At 61.2% G+C, this 24,001-nt stretch carries 28 protein-coding genes; 12 read left to right on the top strand and 16 right to left on the bottom strand.

Features of this window, described 5'->3' with window-relative positions:
• Nucleotides 1-209: 209 nt before the first annotated feature.
• Entirely contained in the window at nucleotides 210-662 is a 453-nt protein-coding gene (locus AB4Z15_RS10475; RefSeq protein ID WP_442017202.1) for an SRPBCC family protein, read from the top strand.
• Here the strand turns inward: AB4Z15_RS10475 and AB4Z15_RS10480 are convergent.
• Nucleotides 659-1,618, bottom strand: coding sequence for a hydroxymethylglutaryl-CoA lyase (locus tag AB4Z15_RS10480; RefSeq protein WP_442017203.1), 960 nt, complete (start codon nucleotides 1,616-1,618; stop codon nucleotides 659-661). The genes AB4Z15_RS10475 and AB4Z15_RS10480 overlap by 4 nt on opposite strands.
• Complete coding sequence (locus tag AB4Z15_RS10485; RefSeq protein ID WP_442017204.1) at nucleotides 1,615-2,865, bottom strand: CaiB/BaiF CoA transferase family protein; 1,251 nt, start codon at nucleotides 2,863-2,865, stop codon at nucleotides 1,615-1,617. The genes AB4Z15_RS10480 and AB4Z15_RS10485 overlap by 4 nt, the downstream gene beginning before the upstream one ends.
• Nucleotides 2,866-2,978: 113 nt before the next feature.
• Between AB4Z15_RS10485 and AB4Z15_RS10490 the strand changes: the two genes are divergently transcribed.
• The 4 genes from AB4Z15_RS10490 to AB4Z15_RS10505 all read left to right on the top strand — a co-directional run bounded on the left by AB4Z15_RS10490 (nucleotide 2,979) and on the right by AB4Z15_RS10505 (nucleotide 5,892).
• Nucleotides 2,979-3,491, top strand: coding sequence for a GNAT family N-acetyltransferase (locus AB4Z15_RS10490; RefSeq protein ID WP_442017205.1), 513 nt, complete (start codon nucleotides 2,979-2,981; stop codon nucleotides 3,489-3,491).
• A gap of 95 nt (nucleotides 3,492-3,586) precedes the next feature.
• Nucleotides 3,587-4,702, top strand: a complete 1,116-nt coding sequence (locus AB4Z15_RS10495; RefSeq protein WP_442017206.1) for an alpha/beta hydrolase — start codon at nucleotides 3,587-3,589, stop codon at nucleotides 4,700-4,702.
• Nucleotides 4,683-5,168, top strand: coding sequence for a DUF1801 domain-containing protein (locus tag AB4Z15_RS10500; protein ID WP_442017207.1), 486 nt, complete (start codon nucleotides 4,683-4,685; stop codon nucleotides 5,166-5,168). The genes AB4Z15_RS10495 and AB4Z15_RS10500 overlap by 20 nt, the downstream gene beginning before the upstream one ends.
• Nucleotides 5,169-5,268: 100 nt before the next feature.
• Nucleotides 5,269-5,892, top strand: a complete 624-nt coding sequence (locus AB4Z15_RS10505) for an FMN reductase (protein WP_442017326.1) — start codon at nucleotides 5,269-5,271, stop codon at nucleotides 5,890-5,892.
• Here the strand turns inward: AB4Z15_RS10505 and AB4Z15_RS10510 are convergent.
• The 3 genes from AB4Z15_RS10510 to AB4Z15_RS10520 all read right to left on the bottom strand — a co-directional run bounded on the left by AB4Z15_RS10510 (nucleotide 5,878) and on the right by AB4Z15_RS10520 (nucleotide 7,508).
• The gene (locus AB4Z15_RS10510) at nucleotides 5,878-6,375 is read right to left on the bottom strand and encodes a MepB family protein (RefSeq protein ID WP_442017208.1); all 498 of its coding nucleotides are present in this window, start codon (nucleotides 6,373-6,375) and stop codon (nucleotides 5,878-5,880) included. The genes AB4Z15_RS10505 and AB4Z15_RS10510 overlap by 15 nt on opposite strands.
• Nucleotides 6,376-6,454: 79 nt before the next feature.
• Entirely contained in the window at nucleotides 6,455-7,030 is a 576-nt protein-coding gene (locus tag AB4Z15_RS10515; RefSeq protein WP_442017209.1) for a hypothetical protein, read from the bottom strand.
• 7 nt (nucleotides 7,031-7,037) lie between these two features.
• Nucleotides 7,038-7,508, bottom strand: a complete 471-nt coding sequence (locus AB4Z15_RS10520; protein WP_442017327.1) for a hypothetical protein — start codon at nucleotides 7,506-7,508, stop codon at nucleotides 7,038-7,040.
• Between the two features lie 631 nt (nucleotides 7,509-8,139).
• Here AB4Z15_RS10520 and dnaB point away from each other — a divergent pair.
• Nucleotides 8,140-9,525 (top strand): replicative DNA helicase, encoded by a 1,386-nt coding sequence (gene dnaB / locus AB4Z15_RS10525; RefSeq protein WP_216924509.1) that lies wholly within the window; start codon nucleotides 8,140-8,142, stop codon nucleotides 9,523-9,525.
• Nucleotides 9,526-10,311: 786 nt separating this feature from the next.
• Here dnaB and AB4Z15_RS10530 read toward each other — a convergent pair.
• The 6 genes from AB4Z15_RS10530 to AB4Z15_RS10555 form a co-directional block, all read right to left on the bottom strand.
• Nucleotides 10,312-11,142 carry a hypothetical protein gene (locus AB4Z15_RS10530; protein ID WP_442017210.1) on the bottom strand — a complete coding sequence of 277 codons (831 nt, stop codon included), beginning with the start codon at nucleotides 11,140-11,142 and terminating at the stop codon, nucleotides 10,312-10,314.
• Between the two features lie 72 nt (nucleotides 11,143-11,214).
• On the bottom strand, nucleotides 11,215-11,397 hold the full coding sequence (locus AB4Z15_RS10535; protein WP_442017211.1) for a hypothetical protein: 183 nt from the start codon (nucleotides 11,395-11,397) through the stop codon (nucleotides 11,215-11,217).
• Between the two features lie 60 nt (nucleotides 11,398-11,457).
• Nucleotides 11,458-12,432 (bottom strand): acyl-CoA thioesterase, encoded by a 975-nt coding sequence (locus tag AB4Z15_RS10540; protein WP_442017212.1) that lies wholly within the window; start codon nucleotides 12,430-12,432, stop codon nucleotides 11,458-11,460.
• 79 nt (nucleotides 12,433-12,511) lie between these two features.
• Nucleotides 12,512-13,084 carry a hypothetical protein gene (locus tag AB4Z15_RS10545; protein ID WP_442017213.1) on the bottom strand — a complete coding sequence of 191 codons (573 nt, stop codon included), beginning with the start codon at nucleotides 13,082-13,084 and terminating at the stop codon, nucleotides 12,512-12,514.
• Nucleotides 13,081-13,425 (bottom strand): PEP-utilizing enzyme, encoded by a 345-nt coding sequence (locus AB4Z15_RS10550; RefSeq protein WP_442017214.1) that lies wholly within the window; start codon nucleotides 13,423-13,425, stop codon nucleotides 13,081-13,083. The genes AB4Z15_RS10545 and AB4Z15_RS10550 overlap by 4 nt, the downstream gene beginning before the upstream one ends.
• A 2-nt stretch (nucleotides 13,426-13,427) precedes the next feature.
• Nucleotides 13,428-13,847 carry a MarR family transcriptional regulator gene (locus tag AB4Z15_RS10555; RefSeq protein ID WP_442017215.1) on the bottom strand — a complete coding sequence of 140 codons (420 nt, stop codon included), beginning with the start codon at nucleotides 13,845-13,847 and terminating at the stop codon, nucleotides 13,428-13,430.
• 136 nt (nucleotides 13,848-13,983) lie between these two features.
• Here AB4Z15_RS10555 and aztD point away from each other — a divergent pair, with 136 nt between their 5' ends.
• The gene (gene aztD, locus AB4Z15_RS10560) at nucleotides 13,984-15,297 is read left to right on the top strand and encodes a zinc metallochaperone AztD (RefSeq protein WP_442017216.1); all 1,314 of its coding nucleotides are present in this window, start codon (nucleotides 13,984-13,986) and stop codon (nucleotides 15,295-15,297) included.
• A gap of 119 nt (nucleotides 15,298-15,416) precedes the next feature.
• Here aztD and AB4Z15_RS10565 read toward each other — a convergent pair whose 3' ends face one another.
• Nucleotides 15,417-15,851 (bottom strand): DoxX family protein, encoded by a 435-nt coding sequence (locus tag AB4Z15_RS10565; RefSeq protein WP_442004896.1) that lies wholly within the window; start codon nucleotides 15,849-15,851, stop codon nucleotides 15,417-15,419.
• 40 nt (nucleotides 15,852-15,891) lie between these two features.
• Nucleotides 15,892-16,476 carry an antibiotic biosynthesis monooxygenase gene (locus tag AB4Z15_RS10570; protein ID WP_442017217.1) on the bottom strand — a complete coding sequence of 195 codons (585 nt, stop codon included), beginning with the start codon at nucleotides 16,474-16,476 and terminating at the stop codon, nucleotides 15,892-15,894.
• A gap of 42 nt (nucleotides 16,477-16,518) precedes the next feature.
• On the opposite strand from AB4Z15_RS10570, the gene AB4Z15_RS10575 reads away from it, so the two are divergent.
• The 3 genes from AB4Z15_RS10575 (at nucleotide 16,519) to AB4Z15_RS10585 (ending at nucleotide 18,869) form a co-directional block, all read left to right on the top strand.
• Nucleotides 16,519-17,859, top strand: coding sequence for an MATE family efflux transporter (locus AB4Z15_RS10575; protein WP_442017218.1), 1,341 nt, complete (start codon nucleotides 16,519-16,521; stop codon nucleotides 17,857-17,859).
• Between the two features lie 9 nt (nucleotides 17,860-17,868).
• A complete protein-coding gene (locus AB4Z15_RS10580; protein WP_442017219.1) occupies nucleotides 17,869-18,441 on the top strand; it encodes a DUF308 domain-containing protein in 573 nt (190 codons plus the stop codon).
• Nucleotides 18,442-18,515: 74 nt separating this feature from the next.
• Entirely contained in the window at nucleotides 18,516-18,869 is a 354-nt protein-coding gene (locus AB4Z15_RS10585; protein ID WP_442017220.1) for a hypothetical protein, read from the top strand.
• 61 nt (nucleotides 18,870-18,930) lie between these two features.
• On the opposite strand, the gene AB4Z15_RS10590 is transcribed toward AB4Z15_RS10585, so the two are convergent.
• Entirely contained in the window at nucleotides 18,931-19,479 is a 549-nt protein-coding gene (locus AB4Z15_RS10590) for a CGNR zinc finger domain-containing protein (protein ID WP_442017221.1), read from the bottom strand.
• Nucleotides 19,480-19,550: 71 nt separating this feature from the next.
• On the opposite strand from AB4Z15_RS10590, the gene AB4Z15_RS10595 reads away from it, so the two are divergent.
• Nucleotides 19,551-20,597, top strand: coding sequence for an EamA family transporter (locus tag AB4Z15_RS10595; protein WP_442017222.1), 1,047 nt, complete (start codon nucleotides 19,551-19,553; stop codon nucleotides 20,595-20,597).
• Between the two features lie 73 nt (nucleotides 20,598-20,670).
• Here the strand turns inward: AB4Z15_RS10595 and AB4Z15_RS10600 are convergent, their stop codons facing one another.
• Complete coding sequence (locus tag AB4Z15_RS10600) at nucleotides 20,671-20,934, bottom strand: WXG100 family type VII secretion target (protein WP_011776688.1); 264 nt, start codon at nucleotides 20,932-20,934, stop codon at nucleotides 20,671-20,673.
• A 158-nt stretch (nucleotides 20,935-21,092) separates the two neighbouring features.
• Here AB4Z15_RS10600 and AB4Z15_RS10605 point away from each other — a divergent pair, with 158 nt between their 5' ends.
• Entirely contained in the window at nucleotides 21,093-21,365 is a 273-nt protein-coding gene (locus tag AB4Z15_RS10605; protein ID WP_216924537.1) for a DUF2277 domain-containing protein, read from the top strand.
• Nucleotides 21,366-21,445: 80 nt separating this feature from the next.
• On the opposite strand, the gene AB4Z15_RS10610 is transcribed toward AB4Z15_RS10605, so the two are convergent.
• Nucleotides 21,446-24,001: a heavy metal translocating P-type ATPase gene (locus AB4Z15_RS10610; protein ID WP_442017223.1), complete on the bottom strand. Its 2,556-nt coding sequence runs from the start codon at nucleotides 23,999-24,001 to the stop codon at nucleotides 21,446-21,448.

The raw sequence follows: 24,001 nt of genomic DNA on the forward strand, positions 1-24,001 counted from the left end.
TTGTGGCCCGGAACTGGTCGGAGGTTCTTGGTCGGGGGAGCCGTCACATGCCGCCAGCGGCAGGGTGGACAACAGAGCCAGGCCTGCCGCCCAATATCGCCATCCCCTGCACACCATGCCAACAGTGTAGGCGGCCTATGGCGGACAATTTATAAGCATGCTTAGCTTAGTCTCACCACAGATGACGAAGGCACACAGAAGGGAACTCAATGTCCACCGTTACCCAGCTGTTCAAGTCTTCTGCCGCAGACGTCTGGAACGTCATCGCTGACGGCTGGCTATACTCCGGGTGGGTGGTGGGTGCATCAAGAATTCGTGCTGTGGATGACCAGTGGCCACAGGTCGGATCCAAGCTCCATCACTCCGTGGGATCGTGGCCGCTCCTCCTCAACGACAGCACGAGTGTCACCGCCGTCGAGCCTGGCCGGAGCCTGGAACTCCTGGCCCGTGGCTGGCCCGTAGGTGAAGCAAAGGTCCGCATCACCTTGGAGGATCTGGGTGGCAACCAGTGCCGGGTGTCCATGGCCGAAGACGCGATCCGGGGCCCCGGCAAGGTGGTACCAAAGGTACTTAGGGATCCAATGATCACAGTCCGCAACCGCGAAACTCTGCGGCGGCTGGAGCTGATGGCGGCTGGCGGAGCGGGGAAGCCTAGCTTCTAAACGGCCGGGGAGCGGATGACCCAGTCAAAGGCTGCCGCCCGGGAGCGGGCGCCTTGGGCAGCCTTTGAACGGTTGGGTTCGCCCAGCTCTGCCAGCAGCTTCTCGGACAAGACCACAAGCTCCCCGAAGACATCCGGTGTCAGCCATTCGGGACGTGTGGCAAACACGATGTCCTCGCTGGAAGTGTTGCCGCTGGCGCCCGGGGCGAAGGGGCAGCCACCCAGGCCCCCCAAAGCGCCGTCCACCATTGCAGCGCCCGCCTGGATTGCGGCGAGCGTATTGGCGACGCCCAAGCCCCAGGTGTCGTGCCCGTGATAGACGATCCGCCGGGCAGGGGATTCATCCCGCACACGCGCGATCAGGCTGGACACCTGGGCAGGAACGGCTTGACCCAAGGTGTCGCAGATGACGATGTCCGTGGTGCCTTCCGCCCTGGGATCGTTGGCGATCGAGAGGATGCGCTCCTCCGGAACGTAGCCTTCGAAAGGACAAGTGAAGGACGTCGCGATGCACAGCTGAATCCGGCCATTGACTGCACGCGCGTACTCAACTGCCTCAGGCAAGGCGGCCAGGCTCTCGTCCGTGGTCCGGCCGATGTTCGCCTTGTTGTGTGAATCCGACGCAGACAGGCAGTACTGGAAATTCCGCGCGCCTGCAGCTGATGCCTTGGCAACATGGCCGGGTGTCGCTACCCAGATCCAGCACTTTTCGAGTTCCTCGGGAGTGAGGGCCTGGACTACCTCGAGTGTGTTGGCCATGGTGGGGACGAGGTCCGCGCGGGCCATGGATCCGAGCTCGATCGCCGGGACGCCCAGGCGCAGCAGCTCACGGACCGTTTCGATCTTTTGCTCCGTTGGCAGGAGTTTTCCGGTGAGCTGCAGCCCGTCCCGCAAGGTGACGTCCCTCAGGATGGCGCTGCCCAGGGTGTTGGCGTGTGCGCTTTCAAAACGGTTCATGGTCGGACAGCCTCCTCGCTGCCGGAAGCCGCATCGATTTGCGCTGCATCCAGGTGAAGGAGCCCGCCAAGGATTTCTTCAGTGTTTTCACCGAGGTCCGGTCCCAGGTTGCGGATGGGCAGGGACTGGTCCCCGATCACGGGGACGATGCCCGGGAAACCTACTCCAGGGAGAATCTCCTCGCCAGTGGAAACGTCGAACTTCTGGATCATGTTGCGGGCCGCGTACTGGCTGTCCGTGCTGATGTCCGCGGCGGTGTAGATGGGACCAGCAGGAACTCCGGCGTCCTCCAGGGCCGCCAATGCTTCAGACGCGGTCAGCTGCCCGGTCCACTCGCAGATTGCCTGGTCCAGTTCCTCCCGGCTCGCCCAGCGCCCGGCATTTGTCTGCAGTGCTGGGTCCTCCGCCAAGTCCGGCCGGCCGATGGTCTGCATGTACCGCTGGAAAATCGAGTCGCCATTACCGGCCACCACAATGCTGGCACCGTCCTTGCACACGTACGCATTCGAGGGCGCAATGCCCTCCATCCGGCCGCCCACGCGCTGCCGGTCCACGCCGTAAGCCTGATAGTCCGGAATCAGCGATTCCATCATGGAAAACATCGCTTCGTTCAGCGCGACGTCGATGATGCGTTCGGCGAGGGGAACAGCGCCAGCCGAGCTTCGGCGTCGTGCTTCACGTTGGTACAGGCTCATCATGGAGCCGAAGGCGGCGTAAAGCCCCGCGATCGAGTCTCCGATGGAGACGCCCACGCGCACCGGAGCGCGGTCCGGATCCCCCACCAGATTGCGGAAACCGCTAAAGGCCTCGGCGACGGCGGCAAACCCGGGCCGCTCGGACAGTGGCCCTGTCTGCCCGAAGGCAGAGATGCGGGTGACGATGAGGTCCGGATTGGCTTCGTTGAGGACTTCCGGCCCGAGGCCCCACTTCTCCAGCGTTCCGGGGCGGAAGTTCTCAAGCAGGATGTCCGACTTGGCAACCAAGGCCAGGACAGCCTGCTTGCCGGCCTCGGTGCGGAGATCCAGGACCACGGACTTCTTGTTGCGGTTCAGCGTGCGGTAGAGCATGGACGTGTTGCCCTTGTGGAGGCGCCAGTTGCGGAGCTCGTCGCCGGTGCCTGGACGCTCGACCTTGATGACTTCGGCGCCGAAATCGGCAAGCAGCCTGCCAGCCGTGGGAGCGGCAATGTAATTGCCGAGTTCGAGGACTCGGACGCCGTCCAGCGGGGCGATTGTTTCGTGTGTCATGGTCTTCTCTCGTGCGTGCTGATGCGTTCCCTGTGAGACGCGCCATATTCGCTAATCCCATAGTATGAGTTTGAACTCATATTGAAAGCCTTCCCACAAATTAGACTGTCCCAATGTCTTTCCTCATACGTCCCGCTCGTGAGAGTGACGTTCCTGGCATCAGCGAAGGAGAGCTCACCGTCGGGCGAACATCCCTGGCCGCTGCCGGCAGGTTCGGAGAAGGAATCAGTGCCGCGATCAGGGATTCCCATCGGCTGGTCCTGGTGGCTGAAGCGCCACCGGACATGCCCCGGGATGGAGGTTCCGCCGTCGTGGGTTGGTCCAAAACGCACTATTGGGACTATTCCGACGGACACGCGCCGGCTGGCCATTACCTCGGCGGAATCACTGTTGCTCCGCATTTTCGTCGCCAAGGGGTGGCGGCAGCGCTGACGGAGGCGAGGCTGGAGTGGATCTGGGAGCGGGCGGATACGGCGTGGTACGTGGTCAATTCCCGTAATCAGGCGTCGCTCGCCCTCCACCAGCGCTGGGGCTTTGAGGAGGTGGCCCGCGGCCCCGGATTTCACACGGTAACGTTCGACGGCGGTGAGGGACTGCTGCTCAAGGCGTCGCGTCCGATGGCCTAAGAAGGGCGACGCGGGCGATTTCAGTGCCTGGCCTTCGTGATGCAGGTCTGACGGCTTAGCATGGTCCCCAGGTACACCGACTGGGGGAGTGTGTAATGGGGCCACTGGAATCGACTCAAGCCAGCATGACTGGCGCGGCATCAGCCCGAACAGCGGCGGGAGGCGATTCCCCCTTAGGCTCAGGCTCCCGTGCGGCTTTGCGGGCCAAACGACGGCGCCCTTCCCGCCTGAGGAAACTGGACCTGGCCATCATCCTGGTCCTGATCATCCTCCTAGCCGTTTCCGCTACTCCCTGGCCGTCCGCCATGTTAATTCGCAGCGTTTTTGAACGCGGAGCTCAGTCCACTATCGATGAGATGACGCCGTATGTCCCGGACACTCCATTGCAGGAGCGCTCCGGTGTCGTTTACAAGCCCGGCTCCGCCTTTGACGTTTTCAGCCCTGCGGGGACCACTTCTCCGCTCCCCACCATCGTCTGGATTCACGGCGGCGCGTGGATCTCCGGGGCTCAAGGCGATGTGGAACCATATCTTCGGATTCTTGCCGCTGAGGGATACACGACCATCGGGATGAGCTACCCGATTGCACCGGAGGCCGTCTATCCGACGGCCATAGGCGACATTAACGATGCGCTTGGCTATATCAAGGCACACGCCACTGAATTGAATGTGGACACCACGCGGATTGTCCTGGCCGGCGATTCTGCAGGAGCGCAGTTGGCCAGCCAAATGACCACTCTCACTGTTAATCCCGAGTATGCCAACCTAATGGGGATCAAACCCGCGCTCCAGAAATCGGACCTTGCTGCCACCATCCTGCATTGCGGAGTCTACGATCTCCGGGCGATGGCGGACCTCAATGGCTTGGTTGCATGGGGCTTCAAAACCTCGCTGTGGGCATACACGGGAACGAAGGACTGGTCCTCCACATATGCCGGCAGCACCATGTCCACCATCGATTTCGTGACCAAGGATTTCCCGCCGACCTTCATCAGTGGCGGCAACGGCGATGGTCTGACGTGGCTTCAGTCGGTTCCCTACAGCAATCGCCTGAAGGAAGCGGGTGTTCCGGTGACCGAATTGTTTTGGGCTGCGGATCACGACCCCGAGCTGCCGCATGAGTACCAGTTCCACTTGAACTTCCCCGAGGCGCGCGATGCGAGGGACAAGACCTTCGACTTCCTGTCCACGCATGCCGCTAGAACGAATTGAGGTAAATGCCGTGGACCACTCGGAAGAACATATCGAGGCCGGTGCCTTCCGGCTGCCGGAAGCCATGACCGGGAGGGCAAGCCCCGCCAAGGCGGCAGTTGGCGACAAGCCCGTCTTCGCCTACATTGCCAGCCTTCCGCAGCCTCAGCGTGGCGTCGCCGAAGCCATTGATGCGCTGGCGGCCAAGACACTACCGGGGCTCGAGCGCTCGGTGAAATGGGGCATGGCGTATTACGGGGTCGGCGACGGCTGGTGCTTCAGCTGCGGTGGCTTCGCTGGCCACGTCAAACTCATGTTTATCAATGGCGTGACACTCCAGCCCGTGCCGCCGGTGACACCAGTAGGAATGGGCAAAGCGACGCGAGGTGTGGAGCTCGAATCCTTGGACGACATCGACGAAGACCAAATCGCGACGTGGATGACACAGGTCACGGCCGTCCCGGGTGTTGGAGGAAAGAAGCGCTGACCGTAGATACCGTGCGGGAATAGTTTGTGATGCTCCCCCGTTCACTCATTTAGATGCATATGCATGTATGCTGGGAATGAACGAGCAACAGGAGAATGCCATGGAAACCCGCCGCATCACAGTCCTTTCCGCCGGACTCGGCGTCCCGTCGTCGAGCCGTCTGCTGGCCGACCAGTTGGCGGCCTCCGCCGAGCGGCAGCTGCGGGCGGCAGGCTACGAGGCGAGGATCGACGTCGTCGAACTTCGAGATTTGGCCGTGGACATCGCCAACAACTTCGTCACCGGGTACGCCGCTCCGCGCCTCGCAGAGGTGATTGCCGGCGTCGAGGATTCCGATGGCATCATCGCCGTAAGCCCCGTTTTCAGCGCGTCCTACAGCGGCCTCTTTAAGTCCTTCATTGACGTCCTGGACCCCAAGTCCCTCGACGGCAAGGCCGTACTGCTTGGCGCCACCGGCGGTACCGACCGCCACCAGATGGTCCTGGACTACGCCATGCGTCCGCTGTTCAGCTACCTGCGGACCCGGGTTGCGTCCACCGGCGTCTTCGCCGGGCCCCAGGACTGGGGAAACGACGACGGCGGCTCGCCCCTGTCGGCCCGCGTAGACCGGGCTGCCGGTGAACTCGTGCAACTGCTCAGCGGCCCCCAGCCTGGGCGCAAGACCCCAACCTTGGAGTCACTGCCATTCGAACAGCTGCTGGCCGGTATTTCAGCTGGGAGGTAATCCAATGTCATTGGAGTCGTGGAAGTAGGCGCATTGCCACTCCTGTGTCTTTCGCGCCTGGCGACTCGACGTAAGGGACCACGGGGGATAAACGCGGAAACCACGCTTCCCACAGGTGCCGCCGACGGAAACTATGCCGTGGCTGATCAGGGCTGACCGTGGAAACACGAAGTGACCGGACTTCGCCCCTTCCCTTACTGAGATCACCAGGGTGTCCGCGTCGTCGGCGGAAGGGTGGTCCGCGGGGAAAGGTTCCGTGCCTCCGTCGGCCGATCGCCGCCACACAGCCACGAACAGACCCACCTTCGTCGGCGTGAGCTTGCCGACCCGGAAACGAATCGACGCCCTGCCACTGATGGCGATAGCGGCTCCGTACTCTGCATTGTCGGCCTCGGGAGTGGGCTGGGAGCACTCCCTCCCCAGCAGTTTGATGAGCCGCTGTGCTTCGACCAGCTCAGGAGGAATCATCCGTTCAGTATGCATGATCCTTCGAACTCTTCGAATTTCAGGCGTCGCTCAGACGGAAGGATTTCTGGGGGACCTGTTCGACTTTTAGTCGCGCTCAGTCGTCCAGGAGTTCGATGAACTCACGGGCCTGTTTGATGGTGATGTCCGAGTGGCGTGTAAGGGCCAGAGCTGCGCCCTCCACGTCACCGCTTTTTGCCAAAGTCCGGATTCGTCCGTAGATCTCGTCGTTGAGCATGTTGCTGCTCACCTCGCGGGTCACATCGCCCTTGCTGACGATGGCCCGGTACCGGTAGGTGAAACGCTCGGGCTCGTCGTCGTCGTCCGACAACAGATCCTTGGGCTGCGCCTCTGGCGTGAAGGGCTGTGGGTGGGCGGCCAGAGCGCCGACGGCGTCGCGCGACGCCCGTAGCCCCTCACCAGTGGCCTGCAGATACAGTTTGATCGCTGCCATGCCCTGACCCTGGGCAATGAGCGAGTAGAGCCGCCTGTGCTGTTCCTCGTTCAGCTTCGCCGCGGATTCTTTAGCCAGCTGAACAGGATCCTTGGGCGAGTTGGCCGCAGCAACACCGGCTTTCGTCTCGGCCGAACGCTTGCTAAAGGAACGCATCAGCAGCAACACGCCCGCAATAACCGCGATCAATATCAGGAGCGGGACAAACAAGGAATCCATGGCGTTGTCAGAGCCGATCTACGTAGTTCTTAGCAGTGAGTAAGTCTGAATGGGTGGCCTGGCGGAAGACTTTGATGGCTTCTATCTTGTGCCCGCCGCGGACCAGGTTCTGCAACTCAAAGGCGAGCTGCGGATTGAGCTGTCCATTGGGGAGCACCGCAGGCTGGTGCCCCGCTGGTGTGCCTGCCGTCCTGGCGATTTGGGCCTGATGTGCGGCCCGGCTTTGCTCTGTCTGCTGGGTCTGCTGGGCCTCGTTCTGGCTTGGCTTGGTGGAAGCCTCGATCTTGGCCCGGGCAGCAAGCGCAGCCTGAACTTGCGAGGCTTGGTGCGCTGCGGAACGGGCCGCAAGTTCGTGTTGATAGCGCTCGGCATCAGAAAGGCCTGTATCGCGCGGTTTGAAGGCCGCTGAAAGCGCCCACAGCAGGCCCACGAGGACAATTAGCGGAAGGGCAATCATCAGCACGTCACCAAAGTTCATCCCCATGCTTAGAGCTTATGCCAGAACTTGGTTATCCACAGCACATTCCAGTCTCGGCATAGACTTCTGAGAGGGCAGTGTCAAATTAAGGCCTGCTTTGTAAGATGCATCACATTTGCGGCATGTTTAGCATGGATTTGAGGCCCTGATGACCAACCAGATCAGCTGGGTCTGTGGATGGTTTTCCACCAAAACTTTCTTTGCTCCACAGGCTGTGATGAACGTTTGCGCAGGTCAGAGTCTAGTTACTGCAAAAAGAATTTCTCTATCCACAGGGTAACGCACAGACTGTGCACAACGTGGGGGCGGTATTCCACAGGTTATCCACATGTGCACTTGACGGCGGACTTTGCGCCCGGACTGCACACCGCTAACGTGGCTCGGGTACCTGTTTCAGTATGGAATTTGCCCTCTCAGTGACCTTCAAGCAGCCGCGCGCAAACATGCTTGGGGAGACTTCTGTGGATAAGTTGTGGAAATTGGGGAAAGCCGAAAATTGTCGGACCCCCATGGATATAACAGGAGCACTCGGCTGGTCCGGAGGCTCGGGCAATCCATCCCAGGTTCACCTGCGCTTTACGCACCACTGAGGGATTAACTCTCTGCAGCGGTACACAAATGGAGGACGGCTTTGTCAGTTACGCACTTGGACTCGATCGAGGGCACACGCGCTTCGGACTCGAGCCGGAAACCTCCGCAGGATATCCCCGCTGAGCAGTCAGTCTTGGGCGGCATGATGTTGTCCAAGGATGCCATTGCCGATGTCGTGGAAATCGTCCGTGGTCATGACTTCTACCGTCCGGCTCACGAGACGATTTACGAGTCCATCATTGATCTCTATGGCCGCGGCGAACCTGCCGACGCTGTAACGGTTTCCGATGAACTGACCAAGCGAGGTGAGATCAACAGGATCGGCGGACCTGCCTACCTGCACGAGCTCATCCAAACTGTGCCTACGGCAGCCAACGCCGGCTACTACGCCGAGATCGTGGCAGAGCGCGCAGTGTTGCGCCGCCTCGTGAACGCCGGCACCAAGATTGTCCAGATGGGCTATGGCCAGGACGGCGAGGTGGAAGACCTCGTCAACCAGGCACAGGCCGAAGTCTATGCGGTTGCAGAAAAGCGCACTGCCGAAGACTACGTGGCGTTGAAGGACGTCATGGAGTCCACCGTGGACGAGATTGAAGCTTCCGGGCACCGCGGCGAGGGCATGGTTGGCGTTCCCACCGGATTCTACGAACTCGACGAGCTGACCCACGGCCTCCACCCCGGCCAGATGATCGTTATCGCTGCCCGTCCTGCGGTCGGTAAGTCCACATTCGCGCTGGACTTCGCTCGTTCCGCCGCCATCAAGAACAATCTGGCCACGGTCATGTTCTCCCTGGAAATGGGCCGGAACGAGATCGCCATGCGTTTGCTCTCGGCGGAGGCAACCATCGGGCTGCAGGACCTTCGTAAGGGCACCATCAAGGACGAGCAATGGTCCAAGATCGCCACCACAATGGGCCGCATGAACGACGCCCCGCTTTTCATCGATGACAGCCCCAACATGTCACTCATGGAAATCAGGGCAAAGTGCCGCCGGCTGAAGCAGCAGCATGACCTCAAGCTCGTTATCCTGGACTACCTCCAGCTGATGAGCTCCGGTAAAAAGGTTGAGTCCCGCCAGCAGGAAGTCTCCGAGTTCTCGCGTGCCCTCAAGCTGCTCGCCAAGGAACTTCAGGTTCCTGTCATTGCACTGTCACAGCTGAACCGTGGTTCCGAGCAGCGCCAGGACAAGCGCCCCATGGTGTCCGACCTCCGTGAATCGGGTTCCATCGAGCAGGACGCCGACATGGTCATCCTGCTCCACCGTGAAGATGTGTACGACAAAGAATCGCCGCGAGCCGGCGAGGCTGACATCCTCATCGCGAAGCACCGTAACGGTCCCACCAAGGACATTGTTGTTGCCTTCCAGGGCCACTACTCGCGCTTCGCGAACATGGCCGGCGATGCTGGTGGCGGGGGCGGCTTCTAGCCGAGGGGACTGTGGCCTCCTCTGCAAGCATTCCGACGGGCGCACACGTCTTTGTGGACGAGTCGAAGTCAAAGGCTTACTACGTCGCTGCGCTGGTCATCGCACCTGCGGACGTATCCGTAGCTCGACGTGCGATTGCGGCACTACGTCGGCCCGGTCAGCGGAGGGTTCACTTCAAAAGTGAAAGTAATGATTCGAGGAATGCTTTTCTTAACGGGGCCATTCAGGCCGGTCTCTCAACCAGGCTCTACATTGTTCGTAATTCGCCCGATAAGGTAGCAAGGCCGTTGTGTCTTGTGCGCCTGTTGGATGATCTGGTGGCTGTTGGTGGGACAAAGCTTGTGCTGGAGACCGACGAATCACTGCAACTCGCAGATCGTCGATTAATAGCCCAACATTTGAAATCGCTTCCGGGCGGGGAGAAGCTTCAATATATGCATTGGAGAGCCCACGAGGAGCCACTCTTGTGGGTTAGCGACGCAGTAGCATGGTGCCACCAGAAAGGTGGCGATTGGGTCCGCAAGGCGGCACCGTTGGTTAACGGCATCGTCTACTGCGATCGTTAAACAACGCAGGCCCGGCTCGTCATACCATCCGGAAGACTGCCAGACCCACTTCTCAGGGCTACTGCCCCTTGCAACAATCATGTTACCTCAAACGCAGGCCAAGAGTACTTCTTGTGATGTGGCTAACCGATGGCCACATTCTTGGAGCGATGTGAATTTATCCAGGAAGATTTCAGATGAGTAGGCACCTGAATCTTTCGTGTGGATGGCCAATTATCCTTCAAGGCCGGGGAAGCACCAGCAGGTACCCAGTGGGGAGCGCGCTGCTCCAGCGTCGCGGCTCCCGGACCACGAACTGCGTCGCCAACTGCTCAGGGGTCAGCAGGCTGTTGGGGGCAGGCGAAGGCCCCCACTGCCCACTGCCGTAGGGATAGAGCGGATCCTGCACTCGAATTCCCCTGACGGAGAAGTCCGGGAACTGGGAGGGATCCCCGAGTGACTCGAATCCGCTCATCACCCAGGCGTGGCGGCCACTCCACATGACTAGGCCGACCGGACGGCCTGTAGTGGCCATGGCCCGTGCCGCAGTTCGTACTGCTTCCCCATAATTAGCGACGCTGACGACTTCGTAGGGTCCCATCCCGACGGCAGTCAGCACTGCCGCCCAGCCGAATGGATTCGCCCCGTTGAAGGAGTCGGACGATCGCATTCGCGCCATCTCCCACAGCTCGGACTGCTGGGCGCGGCCAGCCCACGTGCCGCCTCCGGTATCGTCGACGAGGTTATGCGCGATTTGGATGCTCGCTGCGACGCACCAATCAAAGGTGTACTGCGGTACGAAGTCGCCTTCTTGGTACAGGTTGAGGGAATACGCCTGAGGCGCCGCTACAGGCGTTGGAACTGGAGCAGGTGTCGAAATCGGAGCAGGGGCTGTTGTCTGAGGGGGCCCCTGAGCTGGACCGGCGACACCGCCGGCCACTGGCTGGGCTGTGGAAGATGATGTCTGTTGATTCGTGGCGGCCTCGTCTACGCCTATCGGGGACGAACAGGCCGAGAGAAGGGTGGCAAAGGCGACGAACCAAGCCAGGAGACGGGCACGGGCACCGGTCATGATCCAGTTTAGCGCTCGGCCCTCCACCACCTGAAGGCAGCCTTTCCACCATTGGACGGGGGCTACACCACCCTAAATGCGACGGAGCGTCGAGTAGGGGCGACTTGGGAGGGTTCCTGCCACCCACGGCTGAACTGATGGTTCCAGTGGAATCTGCCCGCGGCCGTCGCGAATAATCAACACCACCGCGCCTATCGCGGCGGCAAGGGAAGCCAGGCCCAACAGGACTAAGACACCAGCAAAAGCCAGAGACATCTCCACGCACCTCTAGGCTTAATTTTACCGGTGTTCGTGCCTGAGGTGATGGAGTTTCAGCTAGTTGCCGGCCGCCTTGAGCAAATGATCCGGCAGCCGATTCCCCGGAGCCCGGCCTCGGATTTCCAACAACTCGCGGGCGTGGGCATGCAACTTCTTGTCCTCTTCGGACACAGGAACCCACTCAGGAATGGGCACCGCCGTTCCCGTTTCGTCCCGGGCCACCATCACGGTGAGGCAGTACGTTGTTAAGTTCATCTCGCGGGTTTTCGGATCACCGGAGCGGACGTGGACAGCGATGTGCATCCCCTTTGCGCCCGTGTAAACGAGGCGAGCTTCTACTTCCACCACGTGGCCGATCAACAACGGCCGGTAGAAGCGCACGCCGCCTGAGAACACTGCCACGGTGTCCTTGCCGCAGTATCGCGAGGCGCAAACGTACGCGGCTTCGTCGATCCACTTCATGACGATGCCGCCGTGGACCTTGCCGCCCCAGTTCACATCAGTTGGGGCCGCCATAAACCGCAGGACGACGCGCTCGGCGGTCCCGGCGTCGGTATATTCCTGGGCGTTCATCGCATTGACGATCTGTTCACGAACTTCAATGCGCGCAAGCGCATGATCCCTTTGCTCGATTTCTTCCGGGGTGGCGGGCTCGAATTGCGGCACGGGAATCGGCTTGCCGTCAGGTCCGACGGCCACGAAAATCACCATGCACTGGCTGTGCATCGTCTCCGGTCCGCCCTTGGGGTCACGGGAACTGACCACCGTGTGGATGTGCATGGAGGATCGACCCGTGTACACGATGCTGGAAGTTACCTCCACCATGTCGCCGCTGTTCACGGGATCGGTGAAGTGAATGTTGCCCACGTAGGCGGTGACACAATACGACTTAGCCCAGCCCACCGCTGCGGCGTACGCGGCCTTGTCCACCCACTCAAGGACTGTGCCGGCGTCGACCGAGCCGCTGTGTCCAATGTCCATCGGTGCCGCAAGGAAGCGGAGGGTCACGGAATTGCCGGCTGTCTCACTCATGCTGGAAGTTTACTGTCGGCATGTTTCTGTTACGTGAGTAAGTCTGGACCCGCTGTCCAGGTGACCGGACGACCGCTGCCTACCCGCGCTGGATTCCCAGGGTTGCGATGAGATCCTCATGCAGCTCGAACCATGCCCGGTGGAAGGAATCACGGTCGGTCGCAGTGAACCAAGCCGTGTCCGTCCGGGCGTGCTCTAGGGCATCCATCAGCCGCCGGGAGTAGCCCGCGAATCGTGGCAATAATCCCGCCAGACGTTCTTCCAACGGACTCCAGGAAGCCAACGCCTCCTCCAAGATCCCGGCGGCAGCTGTGCCAACTACCTGCTGCAGTTGGATGGCGCTGCAGGCACTGACAACGGTCAGATTGAGGTTCACGAATTCGTCGTGCACGACCATCACCAGCGGCCGGGCATCTTCACGCTCCAGCTCAGCTGCGAGGAGTCGTTCATTCTCGACCCGCCCCAGGTTGGAAAGTGCCCATCCGCTGCTACCCGCAAAGGAAGTGCGGGAAACGAAACCGAGCACGCCGGCGTCGATGAGTTCGGATTCGACCAGGCTGTGATCCCGACTGAATCGATCCGCAATGGCGTGGGTGTCGGCGAATCCGAGGAGTCGGACGGCGTGAAGTGTAAGCAACAGGTCGCCAGTCATTCGGCTGATTCCGCAACGGGAGCGCAGGCAACTGTCCCCAAAGAGCCGTTGACCGTCAGGGAAGTTCCGTCCGCGAGCAACGTCATAACGTCGCGGACACCTACGACGGCCGGTATCCCGAACTCACGGGCGACGATCGCGGCGTGGGACAACATTCCGCCACTCTCAGTGACCACTGCTGCAGCCATCCCAAAAAGTGGCGTCCAAGCGGGGTCGGTGGTGCGGCAAACCAACACATCGCCAAGCCGGAATCGACCGAAGTCATCGGGCCCATTGATGATTCGCGCCGTCCCATGGGCGGACCCCGCGCTCGCCGCGGTTCCGGTCAGTGTTACGGGCACCGTCACCGGCCACCCGCCGGGTTGGGTCGATCCGAAAGCCGATCCAGTCGTTGTTGTGCGGCCTGGGCGGAGCGGAGCCCGAGGCTCTCTGCAATCTGCGGCCACGTGAGGCCTTCTGCCCGGGCAAGAAACAGAAGCGCGGTTTCGACGGCGTCCAGCTCACCACGAGCGGCGGCAACCAGTGCGAGAGCGGCACGTAGATCCGCGACCTCGACGGAAGCGGGATTGGCATCTTCGCCCTGACCGGAACCCCGGGATCGCCACAGGACGTGCTGGATCAGGTCCATGGCGGAAGGAGGTTGGCTAGGAGCAAGCCAGGGCCGGCGACTGAGGTTTGACCCACCTCTGTCCATGAGTAAACGGACGGCGCTGGTTTCCCGCTGCGCTTCGTCAGCGTCCTGGGAGCCTCCGACGTTTTCCATGTGCTGCTCCTTCGCTTCTTCGACCCCAAGCATGGAATATCAACATGATGTTGTCAACATATTGTTGATGGCAGCCCTTCTAAGTGACACGGCCGCTGGACTTGATACACAAATGAGAATCAATATCATTTAACCCATGCCTCATCATCCCGTCCTTATTTCCCCTGTCCCAGCCACCTCGAAACGCCGGTTCCCCGCAAAGCCGCTTGCCGCCGTCGGGCTTTCTGCCCTTCTACTGACCGCGTGCGGAGCCCCTGGAGGGTCAGCTCGCAACGCCGCAGAGCCCGCCGCTTCCAGCAGTGGGAAGTCCAGCCCGAAAGAGGCCGGCGGGCCCACTCCGCGTCTGGTTTACACGCACGACGCCGGTATTGGAGTCCTGGACGCCACCACCCTCAAGCCTGTGGGAGGAGCGGAATTGTCCGGTTTCAACCGACTGAATCCAGCTGGAGACGGACGCCACGTGTTTGTTTCCACGGGAGACTCGTTCCGCCTGTTCGACGCAGGTGCCTGGACCGAGCCGCACGGTGACCACAGTCATCACTACGTCGCGGAGCCCAAGCTGACCGAGTTGGCGATTGAAGCGGACAAGTCCGGTCACGTGGTCCGTCATGCGGGCAAGACGGTCCTGTTCAGTGACGGATCAGGCAAGGTCGAGAGCTTCAAGTCGTCCTCATTGGGTGCTTCGATCGAGGATGGTGCCCTGCCCGCAACCGACGTCTACACAACGCCAGAAGCGCATCACGGTGTGGCAGTCGAACTTGAAGATGGCAAGTTGCTGGTGACGCTCGGAAATGAGGAAAGCCGCTCCGGAATCGCTATCCTCACCGCAGGTAAGGGCCAAGAGCGTCAGGAAATCGTCCGCAATGAGGACTGCCCTGGCGTCCATGGTGAGGCTGTTGCTGCCGGAGAAGCTGTGGTGGTCGGTTGTGAGAACGGCATGCTGATTTACAAGGATGGCGTGATCACCAAGGTGGCCAGCCCCGATGCATATGGACGTCTGGGTAATCAGGCGGGTTCCGAGAAGTCGCCCGTGATTCTGGGGGATTACAAGGTGGACAAGGCTGCTGAGCTGGAACGCCCAACCCGTATTTCGCTGGTCAACACTGAGACCGCAAACCTTCAGCTTGTGGATATTGGAACCAGCTACTCCTTCCGCTCGCTGGGGCGCGGACCTGCCGGTGAAGCTCTGGTGCTCGGAACTGATGGTTCCTTACGCGTTATCGACCCGGTTTCCGGTTCTGTGACCTCGACGATCCCGGTTGTCGCCGCTTGGGAAGAATCCACCACGTGGCAGGACCCGCGTCCCACGCTGTTTGTCCAAGGCTCGACGGCGTTCGTCACCGAACCTGCGACGAGCACCATTCACGCGGTGGACTTGAAGACGGGCAAAGTGAAGAAGTCGGCTGAGCTGGAGCATGTCCCGAATGAGCTGACTGGTGTAGAAGGCTAATCGCTCGGTCACTTCCAGCGGCTTTAGGCCGGATGTTCTATCGCTTTCCTGACGAAAGGGAGAGAACATCCGGCTCAATGGGCTGGTATGTGAGAGAACGTCTGGGGTTAGGAGGGCGCTTACGCGAGGACGCGGAGCTTGGATCCCTGCCTGGCGAAGAGTGCGTTGTCGGCGGAGAGCTTGCCGGCACCAGCAAGAGCGAGGGCCAGGGCGGCGCCGGCGAAGAGCAGAACCAGCTCGTATCCACCGTTGGCAACGAAGACGCCAGCCGGTGCGTGAACCAGGAACAGTGCGCCGAGCATGTCAATGGCGAGGAGGGCTGCGAAGACCCTGGTCAGGAGCCCGATAATCAGCGCGATACCTCCCACGAGTTCAAGGGTTGCAACCACTGGGGCTACCGCGGAAGCGCCGGGGACACCCATCTGCGCGAAGGAGGCCTGCGTTCCGGCGATGGTGAATTCGTTGAACTTCTGCCAACCGTGCGCGGCGAAGAGAAAACCTGCAATAACGCGGAGGACGGTCAGGGCTGTGGTGCTCAGGCTGGACTTGTTCATAGCTTCAACCTTTGCCCAGATAAGTTGAAGAGTCAACCAATTAAGAAGTTCCGTGACTTTTCCCACGTGGCCTTGCTTGTAGCCATGGCTGCAGAAGGCGCGTTGTGATCGGCAGGAAGATGTACGTCATCAACGGCGTCAGGATGACGATGTTGAGGAGCACTTGGAACACCAGCGGCCACCCCTGCGTCAAAGGGTGCAGCAGGAAATTAGCCAACAGACTGAGGGGGAAGAAAGGCAGGAAGATGCTGATAGCTTGCTTCCAACGAGGCGGCACAACGGTTTCGGGGACGACCACAGAGGCGTCACCGGGCTGTGAAAACCAGCCCTCGATTCCTGTGCGCCGTTCAACGCGGGTGGTCTCCATCATTTCCCGGGCGCTATCAATCCACCACCGTCGCTCTTCAGACTGCTCCCATCCGTGCAGCGTTTCAGCATCAGCGAAGCGGTACAGCATGTGCCATTCGTTTGATCCGGCGCCACTCCGAACCCATCCCGACCCCAGATACCCAGGCCACTCACGCGCCAATTCCTGGCCGGCGTGCGCCCAGGCGTTTGCTTGCCGGATGTACCCCGGAAGGATGGTGCGGGCAACGGAAACGGTAACGGGATGCTTGTGTGACACGGCCCCAAATTTACCCGCCCCCGAGAAGACTAGGCTTGTTTAGTGCCTCAAACCACAACCATCACCACTCGCTCCAATGCCCGCGAGATTCTGCGCCTGGCAGTACCCGCGTTCGGCGCGCTCATAGCCGAGCCGCTGTTCCTGCTTGCCGACTCCGCCATCGTTGGCCACCTTGGGGTCGATCAGCTCGCAGGTGTGGGCCTGGCATCCACGATCATGCACACCGCAGTGGGACTTATGGTCTTCCTGGCATATTCGACGACGCCGGCAGTCGCCCGCGCGATCGGTGACGGCAAGTTAGCGAAAGCTTTGGCGGCAGGGCGCGACGGCGTTTGGCTGGCTTTGGTGCTGGGCATTTCGCTCGCTGTGGTCGGCTTCGTCGCTGCCGAACCTCTTGTAGGCCTGATGGGCGCCACCGGCGATGTGCGTGGGTTCGCGGTCGATTATCTGCGCTGGTCGATGCCCGGGCTCGCCGCGATGCTCCTGATATTCGCGGGCACCGGCGTGCTCCGTGGTCTTCAGGACACCAGGACTCCTCTGGTGGTTGCAACTGCAGGTTTCGCACTGAACATCGGGCTGAACTGGTTCCTCGTGTACGGCGTGCACCTCTCGGTGACCGGTTCGGCGATCGGGACCAGCATTGCGCAATGGGCCATGGCCGCAGTGTATTTGGTGATGGTCGGGCGGAATGCACGGCAACACGACGTGTCCTTCAAGCCCGACTGGCACGGCATCCGGGCCATGACCAAGGTTGGCTCGTGGCTGATGCTGCGCACGCTCAGCCTCCGCCTCGCCATCCTCGCCACGGTCCTCGTGGTCACAGCCCAGGGTGCAGTGAACCTCGCCGCGCACCAGTTGGCGATGACCATTTTCTCCTTCCTGGCCTTCGCTTTGGACGCCCTCGCCATCGCCGCGCAAGCCTTGATCGGCAAGGAACTGGGTGCGAGAAATGCTGGCCGCGTCCGGGAACTCACGCGGACCATGATCCGATGGGGTCTCGGTTTTGGGGTAGTCACCGGGCTGCTGCTGGCGTTGGTTGCTCCTTGGGCCGGCTACCTCTTCACCTCTGATGCCGGTGTCCGGGAGGCTTTGACCCTGACCCTTTGGGTCCTCGCCGTCGGACAGCCGTTGGCCGGCTACGTGTTTGTCCTCGACGGAGTTCTCATCGGTGCTGGCGACGCGCGCTATCTGGCGATTGCCGGCGTCGTAAATCTTGGGGTCTATCTGCCGCTGCTTGCGGCCGTCCACATCGTCAGGCCCGACGGCGCGGCGGGGCTGGTGTGGTTGTGGGTCGTCTTTGCGCTGGGCTACATGCTGGCCCGCGGGGTCACGTTGGGGTTGCGTGCGCGCACTGATAAATGGATGGTGCTGGGTTCGCACTAAACTGGACGCGTGACTCTCCCAGCGAATTCTGCCCAGACACCGTCTGCCTCCATGGCCGAACTCTGGAAACCCGTGCTGATCCGCGCTGCGGTTGCACTGGTGTTTGGCCTTGTCACTATCTTCTGGGGATCGCCTTCTGTGCAGGTCCTCGCGTGGGCTATCGGCCTGTATCTACTGGGAACAGCGGGCGCTTTGTGGATGTCCCGCGGTCTGCCTGCGGCCGTTCCGGTGGTGGTCGCGGCAGGCGGTCTGGTGGCTTTGGTCACTCAGTCCGACGCCGGCGTCGCGCTTTCCGCCGCCGCAGCGCTGCTGGTACTTGGCGTCTTTGAACTGGTTCACGGACTGCGGAATCGCGACTCGTTGACCCGTGATTGGCTTGTTTCCGGTGTTATCGCTGTGGGAACTGCCGTGGCGTTGCCGTTCTTCATTTCGCTCGGGGCCCACGCTCTTTTGGGCGTCGCTGGTGGTGGCGCTATCCTTTCCGGAGTGTTGTGGATGCTCTCCGGACTTACCCTCCGGCATGACGTTCGGTCGGCGACTCAGGCCACTGCGCCGGGTGCTTCCCCCGAGGCCGTAAACTAGTAGCTGGACGTTCTACTCGCTGTAGAACTTTTGCAACCGGCGGGGAGCCGAACAGGCCCGCCATCATTGGAGGAATGACCGTGGCAGACCAGACACCAAGAGAGCCGCGAAAGATGCGGACCTCGGTCAAGGGACCCCTCATGTTCTCCGCGTTCTTCGCAGTATTGGCATTTGTTGCGGTACTGATCTTCGCCTCAGGTGGCAGCGCACGCACTCCCCGGTTCGACCTCGCGTTCACCGGCGCCGGTATCGCATTCATCGTGAGCCTCGTAGTGGCTGCCATGCTTTCCATGAGCCACAAGGAAAACGCCGAGCACCTGGGCAAGGGCTCGGGCGTCAATCTCAGTTCAAAGCGCCCAGGGCACGGCGGCTCCGCAGCCCCCGGTTCGGCTGCTGACGAGCCGGAAACGCCCGACGGCGGCAACTAACCTTCCAGCGTCTCCTCACTTTGGTGGGGAGGCGCTTTTTTGGGGCGGCGCCAGGCCTCTCTTATTCGCCCTCGGCAGCTTTCCTTGCCCGATATGCCGCGACGTGGGCTCGGTTGGCGCAGTTGCCTGTGTCGCAATAGAGCTTGGAGCGGTTGCGGCTGAGGTCAAGGACCACGGCGTCGCAGTCGTCGGCGGCGCACACGCGCATGCGATCCATTTCCTGGCTGCGGATCACGTCAATGATTGCCATGGCAGCTTCCGTGCCCATGCGGTCGGCCAAGGGTGCTTCCGGGGTTGTGGCGTGGAGATGCCAGTCCCAGTGATCGTGCTTGACGAGCTGCGGGAGTGCCTTGGCGTCAACCAGCAGTTTGTTCACCGTCTTTGCGGCGGTGTCCTCATCGGCGGACCAGAGTGATGCCAATTCGCTCCGGAGGCGCTTGATACTGCGCAATTCCGCTTCGTCATGGGTCCTCGAACCGGAAAATTCTTCGGCCGCCAGAAACGCGTCTAGGTCCTCCACGGACGTCAGGGAATCCTCGCCGTTGGCTGCGGTGTTGACGAGATTGACTACACTGCGAAGTGCAATCTCGGTGTCAGGCGCAAAATGCACTTTGACTCCTTACATGTTTCGGGAGTACTGTCATGACCATAAGCCCACTTTACTCCTGACAGGAGGCTGCTGTGTCAGCTACAAAGACGAAGGCTGATGCAAAAGGTTTCCTGGCCTCAGGACTTGGCATCGCTCTCTTTTCTTCCGCAGTTTTCGGCACCTCCGGCTCCTTCGCTAAATCCATGCTGGAAACCGGCTGGTCACCCGGCGCTGCCGTTGCCGTGCGACTCACCGGTGCCGCGCTGATCCTGGCGATTCCCGGCGTCGTAGTTCTTCGCGGCCGCTGGCACCAGCTCAAGGACAACTGGCTGACTATCCTGCTGTTCGGACTCATCGGAGTCGCCGGCTGTCAGCTGTTCTACTTCAATGCGGTGGCCCGGCTGTCCGTGGGGGTCGCACTGCTGCTCGAATACCTGGCTCCCGTAATGATCGTCCTGTGGCTTTGGATCGCCAGCCGACGCCGTCCCCGAGCCCTCACTGCAGCCGGCGCACTGCTTTCTTTGGGCGGACTGGTGCTGGTCCTGGACCTGACCGGCGCTGTGAAGGTGGACTTCATCGGTGTCCTCTGGGGCATGGCAGCCGCAGTGTGCCTGGTGATCTACTTCTTCATTACAGCCAAGGAAAACGACACTCTTCCTCCACTGGTGCTCGCATCGGGCGGGCTTCTGGTGGGCGCGCTGGTCATGTGGCTGGTGGGCGCCTTGGGATTGATCCCCATGACATTCATTACCGCGGATACGACCCTCGGCCCATGGACAATACCTTGGTGGGTTTCGGCTGTGGGACTTGTTATTCTTGCGACCGTCCTCGCCTACGTTTCAGGGATCATGGCGGCGCGCAGCCTGGGGTCCAAAGTGGCGTCATTCGTTTCCCTGACAGAGGTGCTGTTCGCCGTGATCTGGGCCTGGCTGCTGTTGGGCGAACTGCCGGGTCCCATCCAGTTGCTGGGCGGACTTCTGATTGTGGGCGGTGTGGTCTTGGTCCGCGTGGACGAATTGCGCGGCGACCGCAAGGCCGCCCGGACCGCTGAAGAGGCCGCCCGTGCCAGGGTTCTGGATCACGCGAACGACGTCGAACCTGTCCCCTCGGGGCCTGTCGCCAAGGTCCCACGGGACTAAGGGCGACTGCAAGTTTTGATCCTGGAAAGCGAAAACCCCGAACGCCTTTGCGTCCGGGGTTTTCCCAACTGTCTTAGTTGGAAGCCTGCTGCTGCTGCTCAGCGTTCTTCTGAGCGCGGTCGCCGGCTTCGCGAAGGGCGTCGGCAACTTTCTTCAGGTTAGAAGCGTGCTGGCTGTCCCACTCGCCGCGGAACTTGTCAGCGTCCGGGCCCTTCCAGTCGGTGCCGTCAAGGGCACCCTTGAGCTGTGAACGCTGCTGCTCGATGTTCTCGGCACCGGCCTTCAGCTTGTTACCGAGCTGACGAAGCTGATCAACATCTGCACCCCAAATAGCCATGAGATTCTCCTTCATTTGTTCGGACCCGAGCTCTTCGGCATCCCCAGCGGCCTCCGGCTCATCCGGAAGATCCAATAGCTAAAACCTATCCCGGGATTCCAAAGAGCGTCGATGGGCACCCCTCCCCATGCAGCGCTGCCCATAGTTAGCATGGGGTTATGTGCCGGAATATCAGGACTCTCCATAACTTCGAACCACACGCTACGAGCGCCGAAGTGGAGGCCGCCGCGCTGCAATATGTGCGCAAGATCAGCGGGTCCACCAAGCCGTCCAAGGCCAATGAGGAAGCTTTCGCTGAGGCCGTCCACGAGATCGCCCACATCACTCAGCATTTACTGGATTCGCTGGTGAGTCACGCCCCGGCGAAGAACCGTGACGAGGAAGCCGCCAAGGCAAAGGCCCGGGCTGCTGTCCGCTTTGGGACGGCTTAGCGGGTACAACCCTGCAAAGTGAATAGCAGCACATGACGTTCCGGGAACCCGGAATGTCATGTGCTGCTACGTAGTAGGCGCTACTTCCCGAACGAGCGCAGCCGCAGGGAGTTCGCCACAACAAGCACGGAGCTCGCTGCCATTGCTGCGCCCGCGATCATCGGATTCAGCAGTCCAAGAGCTGCCACCGGGATACCAATCGCGTTGTAGAAGAAGGCCCAGAACAGATTCGTCTTGATAGTGGAGAGCGTCTTGCGGGAGAGCTCAATGGCCTGGACGAGCTGACCCAGATCGCTGCCCATTACCGTAAGGTCCGAGGCTTCGATCGCGACATCCGTGCCCGATCCCATCGCAATGCCAAGATCGGACTGCGCCAACGCTGCGGCGTCGTTAACGCCGTCGCCGGCCATAGCCACAGTTGCACCGGAGTCCTGAAGCTTCCGCACCGCGTCCACTTTGCCTTCGGGCAAGACACCAGCGAACACGTCATCAGGAGAAATCCCGACGGCGGCAGCTACCTGGGCGGCCACGGCAGCGTTATCACCCGTCAGTAGCATCGGACGAATTCCCAGGTCCTTCAGCCGCTGGATCGCAGCAGCCGAGCTGGGCTTGATGGTATCGCTCAGGCTGACAATTCCCGCAGCTTGACCGTCCACCGCAACCCAAATTGCGGTTGCACCGCTGTTCTCCTGGGCTGCGAGTTCGTCCCGTTGGCTGGAATCGAGGGCAATGCCGTTCTCCTCAAGCCAGCCTGAGCGCCCAACGACAATCGTTTTTGCGGTGCCGTCCAACGCCACGGTTCCCCGGACACCGCCGCCAGGAGCGGAACTGAAGTCATCCACGCCCGGAAAGGTACCGGCGTCGGGCATTGCTTCCTTGGCCGCTGCTGCAATCGCGTGGGCGATGGGGTGCTCCGATGCCGACTCAACCGCACCGGCAAGGGTCAGAACTGCTGCCGGTGAGTGGCCGTTGAGGGCAACTGTATGATCCACGGCCAGCTTTCCGCTGGTCACGGTGCCGGTCTTGTCCAACAGGATGGTGTCCACGTGGCGGGTGTCCTCAAGCACTTGTGGACCCTTGATGAGGATGCCCAGCTGGGCGCCGCGACCCGTTCCGGTCAGCAGGCCCACAGGAGTTGCAAGCCCCAAGGCGCAGGGGCAGGCGATCACGAGAACAGCAACCGCGGCAGTAAACGCGGCATTGAGGTCCCCTGAGAAGAACAGCCACAACAGGAACGTCACCAGCGCAAGCACCAGCACGATCGGCACGAACACAGCACTGATCCTGTCCGCCAGACGTGCGATCGGCGCTTTTCCGGTCTGCGCCTGGCTGACCAAACGGCCCATCTGCGCCAAGGTGGTGTCGGACCCAACCCGTGTGGCTCGTACCAACAGACGGCCAGAGGTGTTGATGGTGGCGCCTGTGACCTGACTGCCCGGACCGACTTCGACCGGAACTGATTCGCCGGTAACGAGAGAGGCGTCGACGGCGGACGCGCCGTCAATGACCACACCATCCGTCGCGATCTTCTCACCAGGGCGGACCACAATGACGTCATCTACCAAGAGTTCTTCTGCAGGTATTTTCTGCTCCCGGCCGTCCACCAAAATCGTGGCATCCTTGGCGCCAAGATTCAGCAGGGCTTTCAAAGCGTCGCCTGCCTTGGCCTTCGCATTCGCTTCCAAATACCGGCCTAATAGCAGGAACGTGGTGACAACCGCGGCGACTTCGAAATACAGGCCACCGCCGGACATACTTTCCATGCCGGGATGCTCAGTCATCCGGGGATCCGCGAACAACTGCCAGGCGGAGTAGAGGTAAGCCGCGATCACCCCGATGGAAACGAGCGTGTCCATGGTGGATGCGAAATGCCGGGCGTTGATAGCAGCGGCCCTATGGAACGGCCACGCAGCCCAGCTGACTACCGGCAGCGCCAGCGCACCCACAATCCAGCCCCAATTTGTGAACTGCAGGGCGGGCACCATCGAAATGGCGAAGACGGGGATGGTCAGTATGGCTGCCGTGATCAGGCGTGGGCGGAGTGTTGACGCGGCCGGGCCGTGGGACATGTGGTCTGCGTGCTCTGCGTGCTCTGCGTGATTTTCGTGGTCGGCGGGTGCGGAACCGCCGGAGCCGTGCTCTGCATGCTCGCTCGTGCCTCGCTTAGACGCATGCTGCCGCACGCCTCCGGCGGTTCCGCCGTGGGCGTGGCCGCTTCCGCCGTGGCCGCTTCCGTTGGGCACAGCCAGCGTTGTCTGATCTGGCGTCATCGCGTTGTGATGGGTGGACGTGTTTGCGTGGGCCTTGTGATCCGAGAGGTCAGTGCTGCTCTCGGTGGGGGTGAGTCCAACTTGGTGGTGCTCGGTGTGCCCGGCGCGGGTGTGGGGGGCCGGGGGTTGGCGGACTTTGGCTTTGTAGCCCGTGGCGTTGACGGTGTCCACGATTTGTTGGTCCGTTACTGTGGCCGGAACGGTCACATGGGCTGATTCCAAGGGCAGGTTGACGCTGGCTTCAACGCCTTCAAGCTTGCCGAGCTTCCGCTCAACTCGATTGACGCACGAGGCGCAGGTCATGCCCTCTATGTCCAGTTCGATGACCCGGGTTTCGGGCTGATTGAAGGTCTCTTGGTTACTCAA

Origin of the sequence: Paenarthrobacter sp. 2TAF44 (assembly GCF_052114885.1) — a bacterium.
Taxonomy (GTDB): domain Bacteria; phylum Actinomycetota; class Actinomycetes; order Actinomycetales; family Micrococcaceae; genus Arthrobacter.